19 protein-coding genes and 1 tRNA gene are annotated in these 17,592 nt (G+C 69.1%); 16 read left to right on the top strand and 4 right to left on the bottom strand.

Annotation, left to right across the window (positions count from 1 at the left end; translation table 11 throughout):
• Positions 1 to 231: 231 nt before the first annotated feature.
• Positions 232 to 2,979: a pyruvate dehydrogenase (acetyl-transferring), homodimeric type gene (gene aceE, locus KME77_RS01995; RefSeq protein ID WP_219461016.1), complete on the bottom strand. Its 2,748-nt coding sequence runs from the start codon at positions 2,977 to 2,979 to the stop codon at positions 232 to 234.
• Between the two features lie 439 nt (positions 2,980 to 3,418).
• On the opposite strand from aceE, the gene KME77_RS01990 reads away from it, so the two are divergent.
• From KME77_RS01990 to KME77_RS01950, 9 genes are all read left to right on the top strand, one after another.
• Complete coding sequence (locus tag KME77_RS01990) at positions 3,419 to 3,601, top strand: DUF1918 domain-containing protein (protein WP_219461014.1); 183 nt, start codon at positions 3,419 to 3,421, stop codon at positions 3,599 to 3,601.
• Between the two features lie 9 nt (positions 3,602 to 3,610).
• Positions 3,611 to 4,018 (top strand): secondary thiamine-phosphate synthase enzyme YjbQ, encoded by a 408-nt coding sequence (locus tag KME77_RS01985; protein WP_219461012.1) that lies wholly within the window; start codon positions 3,611 to 3,613, stop codon positions 4,016 to 4,018.
• A 117-nt stretch (positions 4,019 to 4,135) separates the two neighbouring features.
• Positions 4,136 to 4,567 carry a DUF3052 domain-containing protein gene (locus KME77_RS01980; protein ID WP_219461009.1) on the top strand — a complete coding sequence of 144 codons (432 nt, stop codon included), beginning with the start codon at positions 4,136 to 4,138 and terminating at the stop codon, positions 4,565 to 4,567.
• Positions 4,568 to 4,604: 37 nt separating this feature from the next.
• Complete coding sequence (locus KME77_RS01975; protein ID WP_308250504.1) at positions 4,605 to 5,069, top strand: peroxiredoxin; 465 nt, start codon at positions 4,605 to 4,607, stop codon at positions 5,067 to 5,069.
• A gap of 20 nt (positions 5,070 to 5,089) precedes the next feature.
• Positions 5,090 to 5,419, top strand: a complete 330-nt coding sequence (locus KME77_RS01970; protein WP_219461004.1) for a hypothetical protein — start codon at positions 5,090 to 5,092, stop codon at positions 5,417 to 5,419.
• A gap of 165 nt (positions 5,420 to 5,584) precedes the next feature.
• Positions 5,585 to 6,619 carry an ROK family protein gene (locus tag KME77_RS01965; RefSeq protein WP_308250503.1) on the top strand — a complete coding sequence of 345 codons (1,035 nt, stop codon included), beginning with the start codon at positions 5,585 to 5,587 and terminating at the stop codon, positions 6,617 to 6,619.
• Between the two features lie 17 nt (positions 6,620 to 6,636).
• A tRNA-Val gene (locus KME77_RS01960) sits at positions 6,637 to 6,708 on the top strand.
• Between the two features lie 122 nt (positions 6,709 to 6,830).
• Positions 6,831 to 7,031 carry a hypothetical protein gene (locus KME77_RS01955; protein WP_219460998.1) on the top strand — a complete coding sequence of 67 codons (201 nt, stop codon included), beginning with the start codon at positions 6,831 to 6,833 and terminating at the stop codon, positions 7,029 to 7,031.
• A gap of 1 nt (position 7,032) precedes the next feature.
• On the top strand, positions 7,033 to 7,446 hold the full coding sequence (locus KME77_RS01950) for a type II toxin-antitoxin system VapC family toxin (protein ID WP_219460993.1): 414 nt from the start codon (positions 7,033 to 7,035) through the stop codon (positions 7,444 to 7,446).
• Between the two features lie 130 nt (positions 7,447 to 7,576).
• Here the strand turns inward: KME77_RS01950 and KME77_RS01945 are convergent, their stop codons facing one another.
• Complete coding sequence (locus KME77_RS01945; RefSeq protein ID WP_246609027.1) at positions 7,577 to 8,842, bottom strand: ATP-binding protein; 1,266 nt, start codon at positions 8,840 to 8,842, stop codon at positions 7,577 to 7,579.
• Positions 8,843 to 9,018: 176 nt separating this feature from the next.
• Between KME77_RS01945 and KME77_RS01940 the strand changes: the two genes are divergently transcribed.
• From KME77_RS01940 to KME77_RS01930, 3 genes are all read left to right on the top strand, one after another.
• Positions 9,019 to 9,192 (top strand): hypothetical protein, encoded by a 174-nt coding sequence (locus KME77_RS01940; protein WP_219460984.1) that lies wholly within the window; start codon positions 9,019 to 9,021, stop codon positions 9,190 to 9,192.
• Between the two features lie 424 nt (positions 9,193 to 9,616).
• Positions 9,617 to 9,964 (top strand): hypothetical protein, encoded by a 348-nt coding sequence (locus KME77_RS01935; RefSeq protein ID WP_219460980.1) that lies wholly within the window; start codon positions 9,617 to 9,619, stop codon positions 9,962 to 9,964.
• A complete protein-coding gene (locus tag KME77_RS01930; protein ID WP_219460977.1) occupies positions 9,955 to 10,821 on the top strand; it encodes a hypothetical protein in 867 nt (288 codons plus the stop codon). Before KME77_RS01935 ends, KME77_RS01930 begins: the two co-directional genes overlap by 10 nt.
• Before the next feature lie 52 nt (positions 10,822 to 10,873).
• Here the strand turns inward: KME77_RS01930 and KME77_RS01925 are convergent, their stop codons facing one another.
• A complete protein-coding gene (locus KME77_RS01925) occupies positions 10,874 to 11,644 on the bottom strand; it encodes a LysR substrate-binding domain-containing protein (RefSeq protein ID WP_308250502.1) in 771 nt (256 codons plus the stop codon).
• Positions 11,645 to 11,699: 55 nt separating this feature from the next.
• On the opposite strand from KME77_RS01925, the gene KME77_RS01920 reads away from it, so the two are divergent.
• The 3 genes from KME77_RS01920 (at position 11,700) to KME77_RS01910 (ending at position 15,001) form a co-directional block, all read left to right on the top strand.
• Positions 11,700 to 12,071 (top strand): DUF5997 family protein, encoded by a 372-nt coding sequence (locus tag KME77_RS01920; RefSeq protein ID WP_219460971.1) that lies wholly within the window; start codon positions 11,700 to 11,702, stop codon positions 12,069 to 12,071.
• Between the two features lie 959 nt (positions 12,072 to 13,030).
• Positions 13,031 to 14,695 (top strand): TROVE domain-containing protein, encoded by a 1,665-nt coding sequence (locus KME77_RS01915; RefSeq protein ID WP_219460968.1) that lies wholly within the window; start codon positions 13,031 to 13,033, stop codon positions 14,693 to 14,695.
• Positions 14,696 to 14,764: 69 nt separating this feature from the next.
• Positions 14,765 to 15,001 carry an antitoxin gene (locus KME77_RS01910; RefSeq protein WP_219460965.1) on the top strand — a complete coding sequence of 79 codons (237 nt, stop codon included), beginning with the start codon at positions 14,765 to 14,767 and terminating at the stop codon, positions 14,999 to 15,001.
• Here KME77_RS01910 and KME77_RS01905 read toward each other — a convergent pair.
• Positions 14,926 to 15,603 carry a DUF998 domain-containing protein gene (locus tag KME77_RS01905; protein WP_219460961.1) on the bottom strand — a complete coding sequence of 226 codons (678 nt, stop codon included), beginning with the start codon at positions 15,601 to 15,603 and terminating at the stop codon, positions 14,926 to 14,928. The two genes, KME77_RS01910 and KME77_RS01905, sit on opposite strands and share 76 nt — an antisense overlap.
• 183 nt (positions 15,604 to 15,786) lie before the next feature.
• Here KME77_RS01905 and KME77_RS01900 point away from each other — a divergent pair.
• The coding region (locus KME77_RS01900) for an AbeC-like domain-containing protein (protein WP_219460959.1) at positions 15,787 to 17,592 on the top strand (1,806 nt) is incomplete at its 3' end.

Below are 17,592 nucleotides of genomic sequence, written 5' to 3'. Positions count from 1 at the left end.
GAACCCTCCCGCCGGCTGTGCCGGCGAGTTCATGCAGGCGGCGGCCGACGTGGCCAGCGTGACAACGGCAAGGACGCGTCGCATGTCCATTTCCCCCTCGGACTCACAGGGGGAAGTTCTCCCCACATTACGCGAGCGTGTGACAACCGGATGAGGTGGGACGTACCCACCCCGAACGTGACGACGCCCTCACGGAGCGGAATCTCCGTGAGGGCGTCGCGAGAGGTGTCGTCAGACGCCCATCGACTGGGTGTCGTTGCTCTCGGCGCCACCGGCCTCGGTCACGCCGTTCTTGAGGTGGTAGCGGGCGATCGCCTCGCGCAGCACGTCGGCCTCCAGCTCGCCCCGCTTGACCAGGCTGGTCAGCACGGCCAGCGTGATCGACGCGGCGTCCACGTGGAAGTGGCGGCGCAGCGCCGAGCGGGTGTCGGACAGGCCGAACCCGTCGGTGCCCAGCGAGGACCAGTCACCCGGCACCCACTGCGCGATCTGGTCCTGGACAGCCTTCATGTAGTCGCTGACGCCCACCATCGGGCCGCTGGCCTGCGCGAGGGCCTGCGTCACGTACGGGACGCGCTTCTCGGCGTCCGGGTTGAGCAGGTTGTGCTCGTCGCACGCCAGCGCCTCACGGCGCAGCTCCGACCACGACGTCGCCGACCACACGTCCGCCGACACGCCCCAGTCCTCGGCCAGCAGCCGCTGCGCCTCGACGGCCCACGGCCCGGCCACGCCCGAGGACAGGATGTTGGCCTTCGGCCCCTGCGTCTGCGGGCCCTCCGAGAACCTGTACAGGCCCTTCAGCAGGCCCTCGACGTCGAGCCCGTCCGGCTGCGGGGGCTGGGTGTAGGGCTCGTTGTAGACGGTCAGGTAGTAGAAGACGTCCTCCGGCTGCTCGCCGTACATCCTGCGCAGGCCGTCCTTGACGATGTGCGCGACCTCGTACGCCCAGGACGGGTCGTAGGAGACCGCGGCCGGGTTCGTCGAGGCGATGAGCGGCGTGTGGCCGTCCTCGTGCTGCAGGCCCTCGCCGTTCAGCGTGGTGCGGCCGGCCGTGGCGCCGAGCAGGAAGCCGCGGCCCATCTGGTCGCCCAGCTGCCACATCTGGTCGCCGGTGCGCTGCCAGCCGAACATCGAGTAGAAGATGTAGATCGGGATCATGTGCTCGCCGTGCGTGGCGTACGCCGTGCCCGCCGCGATGGTCGAGGCCATCGAGCCCGACTCGCTGATGCCCTCGTGCAGGATCTGGCCCTGTGTGGCCTCCTTGTACGACAGCAGCAGCTCCCTGTCGACGGCCTCGTACGTCTGCCCGTGGGGCGAGTAGATCTTGGCCGAGGGGAACATGGCGTCCATGCCGAACGTACGGGCCTCGTCCGGGATGATCGGCACGAACCGGTGGCCGATCTCCTTGTCGCGCATGAGGTCCTTCAGCAGGCGCACGAACGCCATCGTGGTCGCCACCTGCTGCTTGCCCGAGCCCTTGCCGAACTGCTCGTACACCTTGTCGGCCGGCAGCTTGACCGGCTTGGCGCGGATGACGCGCTTGGGCAGCACGCCGCCCAGGGCCGCGCGGCGCTCCTTCATGTACTCGATCTCGGGGTCGTTCTCGCCCGGGTGGAAGTAGGGCGGCAGGTCGCCCTCCAGCGCAGAGTCCGGGATCGGCAGGTAGAGCCGGTCGCGGAACTCCTTCAGCTCGGCCTTGGTGAGCTTCTTCATCTGGTGCGTGGCGTTGCGCGCCTCGAAGTCCTTGCCCAGCGTCCAGCCCTTGATCGTCTGGGCGAGGATCACCGTCGGCTGGCCCACGTGCTCACGCGCCGCCTTGAACGCCGCGTACACCTTGCGGTAGTCGTGGCCGCCGCGCGACAGCTTGCGGATGTCGTCGTCGGACAGGTGCTCGACCATCTTGCGCAGGCGCGGGTCGCCGCCGAAGAAGTTGTCGCGGATGTAGCCGCCGGACTCGACCGAGTAGGTCTGGAACTGGCCGTCGGGCGTGGTGTTCATCTGGTTGACCAGCACGCCGTCGACGTCGGCCGCCAGCAGCGGGTCCCAGTCGCGGCCCCACACGACCTTGATGACGTTCCAGCCGGCGCCCCGGAAGTAGGACTCCAGCTCCTGGATGATCTTGCCGTTGCCGCGTACGGGGCCGTCGAGCCGCTGCAGGTTGCAGTTGATGACGAAGGTGAGGTTGTCGAGCTCCTCACGGGCCGCCAGGCCGATCGCGCCGAGCGACTCGGGCTCGTCCATCTCGCCGTCGCCCAGGAACGCCCACACGTGGCTGCGGCTGGTGTCCTTGATCTGGCGGTTGAGCAGGTAGCGGTTGAACCGCGCCTGGTAGATCGCCCCGATCGGGCCCAGGCCCATGGAGACCGTCGGGAACTCCCAGAAGTCGGGCATGAGCCGCGGGTGCGGGTAGGAGGGCAGGCCGTGGAAGCCGTGCGACAGCTCCTGGCGGAACGCGTCGAGTTGCGCCTCGTTGAGGCGCCCCTCCAGGAAGGCGCGGGCGTAGATGCCCGGCGCGGCGTGGCCCTGGAAGAAGACCTGGTCGCCCGACTCGCCGTGGTCCTTGCCGCGGAAGAAGTGGTTGAAGCCCACCTCGTACAGGGAGGCCGCCGAGGCGTAGGTGGCGATGTGACCGCCCACGTTCGTGCGCGCGTTGGCGCGGGAGACCATGATCGCGGCATTCCAGCGGATGTACGCGCGGATCCGCCGCTCGACGTGCTCGTCGCCGGGGAACCAGGGCTCGCGCTCCGGCGGGATCGTGTTGATGTAGTCGGTGCTGCGCAGGCCCGGCACGCCGACCTGGTGCTCGCGGGCCCGCTCCAGCAAACGGAGCATCAGGTAGCGGGCTCTGCTGCGGCCCTCCGCCTTGACGACGTTGTCGAGGGACTCGAGCCACTCGTTGGTCTCACTGGGATCGACATCAGGCAGTTGGCTGGGTAGGCCGTCGCTGATGATCGAGAATCGCTGGCGTCCGGAAGCCACTGGGTCTCGCCTTCCGAGGATGACTGATGTCTTGGTCGTGGGTCGTCTTCCATCCTGGTCGCTTGCCGTAGAAAGTGCATCTCTACTGGCCGGTAACCAGGGTCCCCCTGCTGGCAGGGGTGGGCCGGTTGGCCTAGACCACCGATGGTAGGACGAATCCACCAAAGGGTACCTGTCCCCGTCAATTTAACAAGACCGGAAAACTTCCGGAAATTCGCTCGGCCCCGCCGGTGGGATCTCCGGGAAGAAAAGAGGTCTCCGGCGCCGGTGCCGCGGGTGTGCGAGCCGGGGCGCGAGGGCCGTCCGCCCGCGCCGGGCCCCTCAGCCGGGGTGTCGCTCCGGTCGCGGCGTAACGTTTCGGTCATGATTCTCCGTCCCCCTTCGGCGGGAGACGGGCGCCCCTCTTTCCGTACAGCCGGTGCCGTACCAATGTGGAGGCATGAACGCGACTATAGGCGACCGCCTTCTGGTGCACGGCAACACCGTCGGCGAGCGGGACCGCGGTGGCGTCATCATCGAGGTTCAAGGAGCGGACGGCGGGCCCCCGTACATCGTCAAATTCGACGACGGACACACCGGGCTGGTGTTTCCCGGCCCTGATGCGGTCGTTGTGCCTAAGTAGAATTCGTGCGTGAGATCTCAGATCATCTCCGTGGCCACGGGCTCACGGGAGACGGTGCACGACATCACCTCGGAATGCGCGGACTTCGTGCGGGCTCTGGGGGAGGACGGGCTGCTGCACGTCTTCGTCCCGCACGCGACCGCCGGTGTCGCACTGCTCGAACTGGGATCCGGCAGCGACGACGACCTTCTCGCCGCGCTGCGCGACCTGCTCCCGGCCGACGACAGATGGCGTCACGCCCACGGGTCGGCCGGTCACGGCAGGTCACACGTCATGCCCGCGCTCATCCCTCCCTACGCGACCATTCCCGTGCTCGGAGGGCGTATGGCACTGGGCACCTGGCAGTCCGTCGCACTTGTTGATCTGAATGTCGACAACACGCAACGTCAGGTTCGCCTGTCATTTTTGTCCGATTGATTCTGGCCGTCTCCGGCCGTACCCGTGGCGACCGTTGACGACTGAGGGTCACAGCGTGTGGACTGTCCCGAAGCGATAAACCGCATATGCGGGGCCACTCAAGCAGGAGGGATAAACGTGAGCGCGACCGCGGGTCAGGCGCAGGGCGAGCGCGGCCTGGCCGAACGGCTCGGCCTCAAGCCGGGTCAGGTGGTGCAGGAGATCGGTTGGGACGAGGACGTCGACGACGAGCTTCGCGAGTCCATCGAGGACCTGACCGGGAACGAACTGCTGGACGAGGACACCGACGACGTCGTCGACGTGGTGCTGCTGTGGTGGCGCGACGGCGACGGGGATCTGTTCGACATCCTCAGCGGCGACGCCATGCGAGCACTCGCCGAAGGCGGCCAGATCTGGCTGCTGACTCCCAAGGCCGGGCGCGACGGCCATGTGGAGCCGAGCGACATCGGGGAGGATGCCGCTACCGCGGGTCTCTCGCAGACCAGCAGCATCTCCGCCGCACCCGACTGGTCAGGGACCAGACTGGTCTCGCCGAAGGGCAAACGCTAGGGGGCCCGAGCGCCCTCCATGCGGCAGGATGGCGTACGTGAACGAACGTCCTGCCGAGGTCGGCGCCCTGGCTCCAGACTTCGAACTGCGGGACCAGCACGGCACTCCGGTGAAGCTCTCAGACTTCCGGGGGAGGAAGGTCGTGCTGGTCTTCTACCCGCTTGCCTTCAGCGGGATCTGCCATCAGGAGCTGTCCGAGCTGCGCTCCTTCCACGCCGGATCCCCGGCTGACGTGCAGCTTCTCACCGTGTCCGTGGACTCCCTGTTCACCCATCGTGCCTGGGCGGATCAGGAAGGTTACGTCTTTCCCCTCCTCTCCGATTTCTGGCCACATGGACAGGTCGCGCGGGCGTACGGTGTGTTCGATGATGGGAAAGGGGTCTCTCGACGGGGGACCTTCGTCATCGACGGCGAGGGCGTGATCCGGTGGTCGGTGGTCAATCCGGCCGGCGAGGCCCGTGACACCGCCGACTACATCAAGGCACTCGCCGACATCTCTTGACCGCTACAACGGAGGAAACCATGCCCTGCTACCGCTGCGGGGCCCGGCAGACGGACCCCGTCCGTGGCGCCAGCCCGTGGAAGCGGGGGGTGCGCCGCGAGACGCAGGTGCTCATCTGCCCGGACTGTCAACGTCTGCACGACCTCGACCTCGACGCGTGCCACACGTGCGCGTCGACGGCGCTCATCTGCCGGCTGGGTGAGGTCGAGTGCAGGTCATGCGGATCCGTGTGGATGGCGCGGGCGGACACGCTGATGTCGCCGGACGAGGCGATGGTGGGCTCGGGAGCGCCTCCCGGGCTCTCGGCCGAGGTGGAGGCCGCGCTCAACAGGGTGCTGGGACGGGCCTGAACGTCGGGGCTCAACGGAGTGCTGGGACAGGCTTGAACGTCGGGGCTCGACAAGGTGCAGGGGCGGCTTTGAGGATCGGGGTCGCCGGGCTGGTCGGTCGGGGGACTGCCGGGGAGTCTGCCGGCCCTTTCCAGACATTTGCTGAGCTGCGCTATCGTCTGCTGGGTGTCCGAGTCTGCGCCTGAGCCTGCCGCCCCGACCACGCCGGGACCTCACCCGCCCGAGGGTGGGTCCGCGGGTGGCTCGTCGGGAGGCTCGTCCGGGGCTTTTGTCGTCGCGCTGGACGTCGGCGGGACGTCCATGAAGGGCGGCCTGGTCAGCGAGTCCGGCGCCGTGCTCCTCAGCGAGCGCTGCCCCACCCCCGTCGCCGACGGCCCCGAGGCCGTCGTGTCGGGCATCAGGGACTTCATCGGCCACCTCGCCGCCTCCGGCGACGGCGTCCCCGCCGGCGTGGGCCTGGCCGTGCCCGGCCTGGTCTCCGCGGAGACGGCCCACTACGCCACCAACATCGGCTGGCGCGACGTGCCCGCCTCCGACTTCACCTCGCTCGACGTCCCGGTCATGCTCGGCCACGACGTGCGTACGGGCGGCCTGGCGGAGAGCGTCCTGGGGGCCGGGCGCGGCGTCTCCGACTTCCTGTTCCTGCCGATCGGCACAGGCATAGCCGGCGCCATGATCCTGCGGGGCGAGCCGTACGGCGGCGCCTCCGGCTGGGGCGGCGAGATCGGCCACATCCCCGTCTTCCCGGACGGCGAACAGTGCGCGTGCGGCCAGTTCGGCTGCCTGGAGACGTACGCGTCGGGCGCCTCCGTGGGGCGCCGCTACAGCCTGCGCTCGGGCGTGGAGAACGTACGCGCCGAGCAGGTCGTCATTTCCGACGACCCGGTGGCCGTGGAGGTCTGGGACGAGGCGGTGGAGGCCCTGTCGCTGGCGCTGGCCACGTACACGCTGCTCCTGGACCCCTCCATGATCATCCTCGGCGGCGGCCTGGCCGAGGCGGGCCCCGCGCTGCTGGACCCCGTACGCACCCGCCTCGTCAAACGCCTCGCCTTCCGCCCCGCCCCACCCCTGCTCAAGTCGGCCCTGGGGGTGGACGCGGGCATGCTCGGCGCGGCGTTGCTGGGCTGGCGAGCCGCCGGCCGGCCCGACCTCGGCCCCGGCTGGGCGCTGGATGTGCGATCGGACCCGTTGGTGTCGTAAGGTGTAGTGCCGATCAGGGGCGGTTAGCTCAGCGGTAGAGCACTCGCCTTACAAGCGAGGGGTCACTGGTTCGAACCCAGTACCGCCCACCCGCAAGTGCGCGTATTTCTTAGCCTTTGAAGGCTGCCTCGGAAGCGGTGGAGGCATCGGACAAGCCTTGCGAGCAGGGCAACGACAGCGTTCACGGCGCTGCTACGCCTACACTTGAGCTATGAGCGTCATGCGCGAGGAGCTGCATCATCTGGTGGATCAGTTGCCGGAGTCCGAGCTGCGGCCCGCTCTGGAGTTGATTCGCGGGCGCCTCGGTGAGGATGATCACGAGCGGGACCTGCCCTTCTTCGCGTCCTTCGAAAGTGATCCCGATCTGTCCGAGCGCCATGAAGAGATCTTGCGCGCGGAGTGGGGCCGCTGAGGTGCTGCTGTGTGACACGGGTGTTCTCCTCGCTGCGGGCAATATCAAGGACGAGCATCATCGAGCTTGTCTGAAGTTGCTCCGTCAGGCGAAAGGCCCCTTGCTCGTGCCGTCACCGGTGATGGGCGAGGTCGGATACCTGCTGGAGTCACGGGTTGGTCCGCAGGCAGAGGTGACGTTCCTCAAGTCGTTCGGAAACAACGGGTTTCACGTTGCCGAGTTGGAGGACGAGGATCTTCCACGGATGGCCGCCCTCGTCGAGAAGTATGTAGATCTTCCTCTGGGTCTTGTTGACGCGGCCGTCATCGCGATCGCCGAGCGTCTCAAGCTCGAAGAGGTCGCGACTGTCGATCGCCGGCACTTCCGAGTGGTTCGGCCCCGCCACATTCGCGCGTTCACGCTGCTACCCGGCTGACCCTATTCTCGGCGACATTCGAGGTCACCGGTGTTTGCCGGTGGCCACTGTCCTTACAAGCGAGGGGTCACTGGTTCGAACCCAGTACCGCCCACCTGTTCCAGGCCTGTAAGGGGTCGGTGGGTGCCGGCTAGCTCGTGGCCGTTTTCTCCCACAGGGCGCTGACCGGGACGGCCAGCATTCGATCGCCGAAGGGGAATGTCTGCGTTCCGGTGTGCAGGACCAGACCGGCGATGAAGTCGGGGCCTACCCGTTCCGCGAGGTGGCGGAGTCCTTTGAAGTCGTCCGGCCGTACGGTGGAGGCAGCCTTGACCTCGATGCCCACGACCCGGCCCTGACGGCTCTCCAGGACGGCGTCCACCTCCACCTTGTCCTTGGTCCGGTAGTGGTACAGGTCGGCCAAGGTGTCCGCCCAGGTCACCTGCCGGGCCAGTTCCATCAGGACGAAGCCCTCCAGCAGCGGTCCGAACGCGGAGCCGGGGCGGAGGAGGCTGTGAGCGTCGAGGCCCAGCAAGTTCGCCGCTACTCCTGAGTCGACGAAAGTGACCTTGGGGGTGTGTACGGCCCGGCTGCTGATGTTCTTCGACCAGGCGGGGATGCGTTTGATCAGGAAGACTTCCTCCAGCAGCGCGAGAAATCTGGCGGTGGTGGTGCCGGGCAGGCCGAGGTCACGGCCCAGCGCCTGAACGACGAGGAGCTGGCCGGACCTGGCCGCCAGGGACCTGACCAGCGCGCGGAGCTCTGCGGTGCGTTCGATCTCCGACAGTTGCATCACGTCACGGTTGATCAGATCGCCGACGTAGGAGTCGAAGAAGCGTTGCCTGCGCCGAGGATTGGTGCGGGCGACGGCTTCCGGGTAGCCGCCGCGGACCAGGCGCTCCGCGTAGTCGGCCCGGGTGTGCCGGGAAGTGTGCCGCAGGGTCGGGCCGTGCGTGAACACCGCGTCGACAAAGGCATCAGGACGGTCGTCGATCTCGCCCTGCGCGAAGGGCCACAGTTCGATGGTTTCCATCCGGCCAGGCAGAGTGTCCGGCAGACCGCGCAGGGCGAGCAGCCGGGAGGAACCGGTGAGCAGGTATCTGCCGGGTCTCGGATCGGCGTCGACCTGGGACTTGATGGCGAGCAGCAGCTCCGGAGCGCGCTGGATCTCGTCGATGACCATGGGCTCCGGAAAGTCGACGAAGCCGCTGGGGTCGCTCAACGCGGCCTGCAGGGTCAGTGGATCGTCGAGGTCCCGCCACTCGGTGCCGTCCGCCTTGGCGAGCCGCCGGACCAGCGTGCTCTTGCCCGACTGCCGTGCGCCGTTCACCAGGACGACACGTGTGTCGGCCAGGGCGTCGGTGACTGCTCGCTCCGCGTGGCGGCGGATCAGGCGTCGGAGCGGGGTGGTGGCCATGCTCTCCATCATGGCAGGCCGTGGTGAAATGGTCGCTGTGATCACGGTGAATTGGTCGCAATGGTCATGGTGAGATGGTCGCTGCCTCGATGGGTAACGATCGCTTGCTTGCGAGTTCGTACGATGCCGAGGTAGAAGGGGGAGCGCAACTCCTGATCAAGGAGGGCACCTGATAGATGGTCTTTGAACACCTCGCCAGTGGTTATCGCATCTGGGACAACAAGGCGCGTCGCTGGTGGGGTGACCTCTACGAGTTGTGCCCTGACGACCTGCTCGACGAGCTGAACGGTGCGCGTGACCATGACAAGATCACGGCGCTCCTCAAGCGTTACAGGGCCGAGAAGCGGTAGCAGCGGGGCGATGGTGAGTAATGTGGAGGGCGCCTAGCATGGCGCCGATCACGTCAACTCGTGGCTGGCTGCGTGGCAGTGCAATCTGCTTTGCGCGCAAGATCCCGGCCAAGGAAAGGCGCGGCGGATCTGGGCCGGAGTTGCCTTTACGGCCATTGACGGTGCCGAGCGGGCCGGTTACCCCACACGGAACGCAAACGCGAGCCGTTTCAACCTTCGGGCATTGTTGATCGCCGAGCTTGGCTCTGGTGACGACCCGCTGTGGGATCCGGATCGACTGGCTTCGGATGTCCTGGCGGTTCTGCCGTTGAGCCTGGAGGGTTGGTGAGGGCGCGGATCGTTGCGACGTTTCTGGAAATGTCCTGGATGCTGTGGATTGTCCCGATAGGTTGCCCGTCCACTGAGGACACGAAAGGCAGAACACGTGTACGTGGACACTGACGGGGCCACCTCCGCCGCGAACGGCATGGCGGCGGGCGCCGACAGCCTGACCGGTTCGGCCGGGACGCTGCGATCCGTGCTGGCGGCCATCGGCTCACTGGGCAACGAGGGATCGGCGCTCACGGTGACGCTTGACGAGTTCGCCTCGCTGCTGACGGAGGTCGCCGAGCGTACGGCACATGTACGCGGCTCGGTCGCCGATGGTATGGGCGAGTCGGTGGCCGCGGTGCTCTCCGCCGACACGCAGGCGACGCCGGTTCCGGCGAGCGGCGACAGGGGCGACAGGGGCGGCGACAGGGCCGGCGACAGGGCCGGCGCGGCATGGGCCTGACCGTTCCGGAGGATCTGGCGCCCGTAGCCTCGCTGGTCGGGGCTCCTGCCGCGCTGTTCGCCTGGGACGAGGACAAGCTGGAGGCGATGAGTACGGCGGTCGGCGCCTACGCCCGGGCCGCGGCGCCCGACCTGGCGGTCACCGAGCAGGCGGCCGGGCAGTACGCGGCCGCGTACGCCGGTGTGTCAGGTGATGCCTTCGCCGAGCGCTGGGCGGCCGACGCCGACCGCACGGAGGCCTCCGGCATGCTGGAGACCACCCTCAAGGTGGCGGCGGCGACCGGCATCGCCGCTGGGCTTATCAAGATCGCCAAGATTGGCGTGATCGGTCATCTGTCCTGGTGCGCCGGGCAACTGAGGATGGCCCTGTCCGGCGGAATCGGAGCGCTCAACGCCACCCGGGCCACCCTGACGACCAGAGTCGCCGTCGGCAAGCTGTGGCAGACGCTCAACGACAAGTTGGAGCGGCTCGTCATGCCGCACCTCAGACGGGCAAGAGACCTGCTGACCTCCATACTCCGCAACGCCGGCCAGGGCCCGCGAGGGCCGGGGCGGCAACTCGGTCCCCGTACCGTGCTCGACGGACGTCCTCTCGCCGACGCGGGCGTCCATGGCGGTTCCGTGCGCCTGCCCGCCTCGCCGTACGAGCCCGCTGCCGGAAGCGGCCAGATGAACATGGGCAGATACGGCAAGCCAAGACGTGGAGGCAACGGCGGTAACGCCGAGATCGTCGAGGGGACACACGGGCACGTGCCGGAAGAGGCGCAGCAGGCGGCGGACAGGCAGGCAGCCGAAGGAACGGGGCGGAACCAGTCCCGGGATGTTCTTGATCCGGCGAACTGGCACAACCAGAACTGAGCCGGACAAGGGCTGTGGCGATCTTGTGGGGAAGTGTCTCGCGGGCGCGAGGTCACCGGGGTCGGCGGCGTTTGCCTTTGCGGTCGGTCGGTGTGGCGCGGCGGCCGGTCCCGCCGCGTGCGGGCTTCCGCTCCTGACGCTGGGCCGGTCGCTCCTGATGCCGGTCCGGCTTCTCCGCATGCCGGTCCGGCTTCTCCGCGGGGGAGGCGGGAGCGCGGCCGCGGGAGCTGTTCGCCGTGCGGCCGCGGACGATGCCGATGAAGTCTTCCACGAGGTCGGTGGTCGCGGCCGTGGGCCAGGCCAGTGCCACCTGGGACTGGGGCGCGTCCAGCACAGGGCGGTAGGTGAGGTCTCGGCGGTGGTGGAGGCGGGCCAGGGACTGGGGGACCAGGAGGAGGCCGGCGCCGGAGGCCACCAGCTCGACGGCGGCGGCTGTGGTGGGCGGGTCGGTGAAGGCGGGCAGGCCGGGGTGGGCCGTCCATTCGAGGGTGTCGTCCAGGGGGCGGAGGACCTCGTCGTCGGACAGGTCGGCCAGGAGCACCTCTTCGGCGGCGGTGACCGCGTGGTCCTTGGGCGCCATGACCACCGTGGTCTCCACGTACAGGGGGATCACGCTGAGGCCGTCGCGGTCGAGCGGCAGTCTGACGAACGCGGCGTCGGCGCCGCCGTCGCGCAGGAGGCCCACGGCCTCGGCGGCGGGAACCGTGACGGGGGTGATCGGCACGCCGGGCAGCCGCTCCGTCCATACGTTGATCCATTTGGCGGGGGTCACCCCGGGCACGTACGCCAGCCGGAACGCCTCGCCGATCTCCCCATCAGTCACGTCCTCAGCGTATCGATGGCGGGGGAACCCGTTCCGACTGACTACGCTTGACGCCATGACCTCGTCCAAGCAGAAGAGCGTCCAGACGATGAAGCCCGAGACCGCGGCCAAGAAGCTGGGTGTGCTCCTCTCGGCCACTCCCGCCGAGTTCCAGGCGGGCGTCGTCTCCAGGGACGAGCTGAACGAGTTGCAGTCGAGGCCGCCTGCCTGGCTCGCCGACCTGCGCCGCAACGGCCCGCATCCCAGGCAGGTCGTCGCCGCGAAGCTCGGGGTCTCCATCTCGGGCCTGGCCAGGGGCGGGGTCACCGAGCCGCTCACCACCGCCGAGATCGACGAGCTGAAGGCGGAGAACCCGGCGTGGCTGGAGCGAGAGCGCTCCGTCCAGGCCGAGACCCGTAAGGAAGCGCTCCGTCTCAAGCAACGCTAGACACATCTGCTCAAGATCTGGACCAGCGCTGGTTCGGGTTGGTGTGGCAGTCGTGGATCTGCGGCTGGGGGCCGTTGGGAGTGGGGCTGGGTGAGCCGGTCGGGGTGGAGTCGCTCAGGGCCGGGGTCTGCCAGTCCTTCCAGTCCGCCAGGCTGCCGGTCGCTCTGGAGGAGATTCGGATGCCATGGGCAGCGCGACGCGCTGGCCGAACGTGCCGGCGGCGCCCGCGGCCTTGATGGCGGCCGCCGCGGCGCGGGGTGTGGCGGTCTCGCACTCAAGTGTGGGAAGGCGCTCCGAAACATGTCATGGATCATTTGAAATGTTTCGCGGTCAGATTCGCTGACCTGGTGATTTGCGGGGAAAGGCGGAGAAAGTTTCGGATTTGGGGGGTTGCTGGATATTTAGGTGTGCACCAGGACGGTGATCGGTATCGTTGGAGACAGCTCGAAGGCCCCGCAGGACGAGGCCCGAAAGCTGGTCAGATCTGGTGCCGGTGCGGGTCGAAGTTCCGTCGGTTACCGCTTCCAACGGGGAGGTTGCGGGTTCAAGTCCCGTCGCGGCTCCGGCCGTGTAGCTCAATTGGCAGAGCGCCTAATGCCGGTGGACGCACCCATATCCGTACCGGCTCCAGATCTGATCCTCCGTCAGCCCGGCCGGAGGCGCGGGTCGAATCCATGTCGGTTATCAGAGGTTCGATTCCTTTCGGCCGCTCCCCATGCGGCCGTGCCCAGTTGGCTGGGCGCCCGGCCGGAGCACCATATCCGCGCCGCCGGCCGGACTGACGGAAGAAAGGGAGCGGGTCGAAGTCGATCGGTTATCGAGGCACAGGAAAGTGCGGGTTCGAGTCCCGCCGCCCGGTGAGAGCCGGGTGTCGCTCAATCGGCAGAAGCGCCTGTTATGTATCCGGACGGCATCCCCACATCCGCTCCCTTCCCCACCGGAAGTAAGGAGCAGCGACGATGGCCCGTGACCCGCTGGCCGCCGTGTCGGCGGTCGCCACCCCGCAGAACCAGCCGATCCCCGGCCGTACCGACCAGGTGCGCAACGCCGCCGGCGGCTACGCGTTCGCCAAGGACCTGTGGACCCGCCTGGAGGACTTCCTGATCCTCGGCACCACGCGCGGCACCTATTACGTGAACGAGGACAAGCTGACCGCGGAGAACGCGGGCGTGCTGTTCCAGGCCATCGACGCCGACGGGCCGCGGGTGGTCGCCATGCTGACCGGGATCTCGACGGCCCGGCCGCCGCGGGCGCCGAAGCAGCGTCCGGCGCTGTTCGCGCTGGCCGCCTGCTACGCCAAGGGCGACGCCGGCACCCGTCAGGCCGCCAAGCTCGCGCTGCCCAAGGTGGCGCGCACCACCGACCACCTGGCCCAGTTCTTCGGCTACTACAAGAACCTGGGCGGCAAGGCCACCGGTCGTGGGATCGGCGCCGTGGCCGGGCGGAGCCTGCGCACCGCGCTCGGGTCGTGGTTCCTGCGTGACAGCGCGGACGACGTGGCGTTCCGGGCGTGCAAGGCGCGTCAGCGCAAGACGCCTCAGGGCGAGGCGTTCGACCTGCGGGACGTGCTGCGCATCGCGCACCCCGTCGCGGAGGACGAGCGGCGCAAGGCGCTGTTCGGGTGGATCGCCGGGAACGTGAGCGACGAGCGGGCCCGCGAGGTCCTGCCCGCCGTGGACCGGTTCCTGACCGCGAAGGCCGTCACCAGTACGGCCGAGGCGGTGCGGGTCGTCACCACGGCGAAGGTGCCGTGGGAGTTCCTGCCCGACGCGATGCTGCGCGAGCCGCAGGTGTGGGACGCGCTCGTCGACACGGTCGGTATGACCGCGCTGCTGCGCAACCTGGCCCGGATGACCCGGATCGGGACGCTGCGGCCGGGCGGCGAGGCCACCCGCCGCGTCGTGGCGCGGCTGACCGACGCCGGCGCGCTGCTCAAGGCCCGCATCCACCCGATGGACGTGTGGCTGGCGATGCGCGTCTACGCCTCCGGCGAGGCGCGGCCGAACCCGCGTGCCGCCTCCCACAGCTGGGAGCCGGTGCCTGCGGTCCTGGACGCGCTGGAGGAGACGTACGAGCTGTCGTTCGGCGGGGTCGAGCCGTCCGGCAAGCGGCTGCTGGTCGCCGTGGACTCCTCGGGCTCCATGAGCTACGCCCGGGTGTCCGTCGGCGGGTCCTCGATCGGCTCCCCGTACGAGGTGGGCTGTGCCATGGCCGTCATGCTCGCCCGCATCGAGAAGGGGAACGTGCACGTCATCGACGTCGACACCGCCGTCCACGCCTCCAAGGTGACGCCGCGCACGAACCTGCGCGAGATCGCCGACTGGCGGCCGTCGGGCGGGGGCACCGACCTGTCGCTGCCGTTCACGTGGGCTCTGAAGCGGCGCCACGAGGCGGACGGCGTCGTGGTCCTGACCGACAACGAGACCTGGGCGGGGCGTCAGCACCCGGCGCAGGCGCTCGACGCCTACCGCCAGGCGGTCAGCCCGGGGGCGCGGGTGGTCGTCGCCGCGATGACCGCCGTCGGCTACTCGATCGCCGACCCCAAGGCGGAGGGTGTGCTCAACGTCGCGGGACTGGACGCGTCGCTGCCGCTCGTCGTCAACGGGTTCGTCCGCGCCGTCTGACCCTTTTATGTTCCTTCGGGCGTTCCTGGGTAGGGGAACGCCCGAAGGCGACAGGAGAGGGGGACGGTGATGAACCGCATCGGAGAATGGTTCAGGCGGTTGATGGGCTTCGCGAAGGGGCACCCCGACCAGGCGGACCAGATGGTCGACCGCGCGAAGAGGTTCGCGAACGAGCGGACCGGCAACAAGTACGGCACCCACATCGACAAGGGCGCCGACGCGCTGCGGCGTCAGTACCGAGGCGCGGAGGGCGGCACGCCGCCCCCTGGCACGGAAGGTGGCATGCCGCCCGAGCGGCGGCCGTGAGCCACGGGTAAGACGGGACGGAGCAGGGCGAGCGCCGCGGGCCAGGTCAGGTCCACGGTGATCGCCACGCGCTGGACGAGGCCCGCGTACGGGGCGTCCGCCTCGTACGCCGTCCCGTACCAGACGAACAGCACCAGCCCGGCCACCCCGTTGACCAGCAGGTACACCCGCCACCAGCCGGGCAGGCGGAAGGCGAGGACCAGACAGGCCAGCGGCAGTGAGGTGAAGGTGAGCGCGCCCGCCATGTCGTGCACCTGGTGCTCCCAGGTGAAGGTGGACGGCGTCCCGGCCGGGGTTCCCGGCGGAAAGCCGCGCATCGGGTCCATGGAGAAGACGCCCGCCAGGGCGAGCGTCACCCCGCCGATCACGGTCAGCGCGGCGCCCGCGATCGAGCCGGTACACCGGCGCAGCCCGGTGCCGAAGACGGCCAGCAGCAGGCCGCAGACGATGAAGTTGGTGATCTGGATCCAGCCGTTCTCGCCGAGGCTGAGGGCGCTGCCGGGCTGGTAGACGGGGTCGTACCCCGATCGGAGCGCGCCCTGGGCGAGGAGCGCGACGAGGAAGAGGACGCCGGCCAGCCCGCACGCGGTTCGTAATCTCATGGAGCAAGGGCACCTCGGCCGGGCGGGCCGCCGCTTCCGCCGGAAGTTCACCGGGGCGGGCCGAAAGTCGACCGCCGCGGACGTTGATCCTCCGGCCGTCTGGCCTTGACGGTCATAGGCAGCGCGGCTCCGCGTCTCTACCATCCGGCTGAAGGCATCGTCGATGCCGCCTGGGGGGCGGGCATGGTGCTCAGTACGGAAACTTCAGAGGACGTCCAGGGGCCGCTGTTCAGCCATGCCACGCGCCCGGAGCGGGACCGGTCCGTCCTGCGGGCGGCGACGCGCTACCTCAGCGCCGCCGCGTACCTGGACGGAGCGTTCCGCGACCACGTGACGGACGAACTGCTGGTGGACATCCACCGGGCGGTGGCGCGCTCGCAGGACGGCCTGGACATCGAGCCCGTCCTGCGCCACTGCGTGCGGGCCCGCCGCATGGCGGTGGTCAGGGACGTGCTGCTGATCCTCGCGATGGTGGCCGCGCTCGCCGTCGAGGCGCTGTCCGTGGTGGTGCTGCTGGCGCTCGTCCTGCCGTTCGCCCGGCCCGTGTCCCGAGCGGCCAGGAAGCTGCCGCGCCGGCGGCGCACGCTGGCGTACGCGCTGCAGGCGGCGGGGCTGTTCGTGATCATCGGCTGGTGCGTGCTGCAACTGCGGGCCCGGGTGGGCACGTTCATGGAGTTCGACGAGGACTGGTGGCAGGCGGTCAGCGCGCGGGGCGTGCCGCCGGGCGTGGGCGCGCTCCTGTTCGTCGGGCTGGCCGCGGTGGTCATCGCCGGGTTCCGGGTCTCGCTGGTGGTGACGCTGGCCTGGCGGCTGCGGGCGGGGATCGCGGTGCGGCTTCCCCGGGTGTACGGGTGGGCGGTGCGTAAGCGGATCAAGCACGTGGCAGCCGCCCAGTACGGAAATATCACGCTTTACTCGGAGAAGGATGACGACGACCGGGCGAAAGGCCGGAAGACGCCTCCGATGCCCTTCGCCATGATGCCGAGCGACCCCGCCTTCCTCGGCGCCGGAGCCGTCGCCAGGGTGTGGGCGATCAGCGTGGAGCTGGACCGCAAGGACGGCGAGGGCCGCGTGGACCGGCCCGTCGACATCAGCCCCGTCGCGCTGCACGACTTCGTGAGACACCGCATGGAGAGCATGCGCGACGAGGTCATCCACGACTCCGAGCGGATCCGGAACCTGACCGTCCACGACCACGTGGTCGCGCGCGGCCTGATCCAGCGGCCCAGGCGCGGGCAGGCCGGGTCGCTGATCGACGAGCAGAGCCTGCAGCCGTACTCGCTGGCCTCGGAGGAGGCCGTCACGGCGCTGATGAGCCACCCGCAGGGCGGGGTGCGCCACTACCAGCTCATCGTGGTCGGCTCCGAACGCGAGGCGGTCAACGACGACGAGGGCCGCCCGATCGCCGCCCCCGACGACCAGGAGGTGGTGGTCTCGGCGTTCGTCCACCTCGCGGTCGAGGGGCGGATGCTCTACACCGAGTTCGTCTCGACCGTGCTGCCGCCGATCCGCCAGCAGTTCCACGTCGTCGACCAGCTCCCGCGCGGGCCGCTCGCGCTGCTGGCGCCGATCGAGGTGACGCCGCGCCAGCCGTTCCTGCCGCTGGTGTTCGGGGCTCCGGCGCGGCGGCTGTCGGCGCTGCTGGGCGGGCTCGACCTGCGCGGGATCACGCAGACGCCGCGCTTCCAGGTCATGCACGACTACGGGGCGCGCAAGAGCGTACGGGAGCTGGGGGCGTTCGGCGGGCTGTCGGTCAACCAGCGGCTGGAGGCCTTCAAGTACACCAAGCTGCTCAGCCAGCGGCTGCTGTGGGCCGTGATCGACTTCCTGGACAAGGAGCACGTGGACACGACCAGCTTCCGCCAGCAGGCCGCCACGATCGTGGCCACCACGACGATCAACATCGGCGGCGGCCAGGCGGCCGGTCAGGGCGGCGGCGGTGGCGGGTCGCTGCTGCAGCCGGCGGCCACCCCGAAGCCCCAGCCGTCC

It is taken from the genome of Nonomuraea rhizosphaerae, from assembly GCF_019396405.1.
In the GTDB taxonomy this organism is placed as follows: Bacteria; Actinomycetota; Actinomycetes; order Streptosporangiales; family Streptosporangiaceae; genus Nonomuraea; species Nonomuraea rhizosphaerae.
The sequence above is the reverse complement of the archived record's forward strand: the minus strand, read 5'-3'. Positions and strand labels throughout refer to the sequence as shown.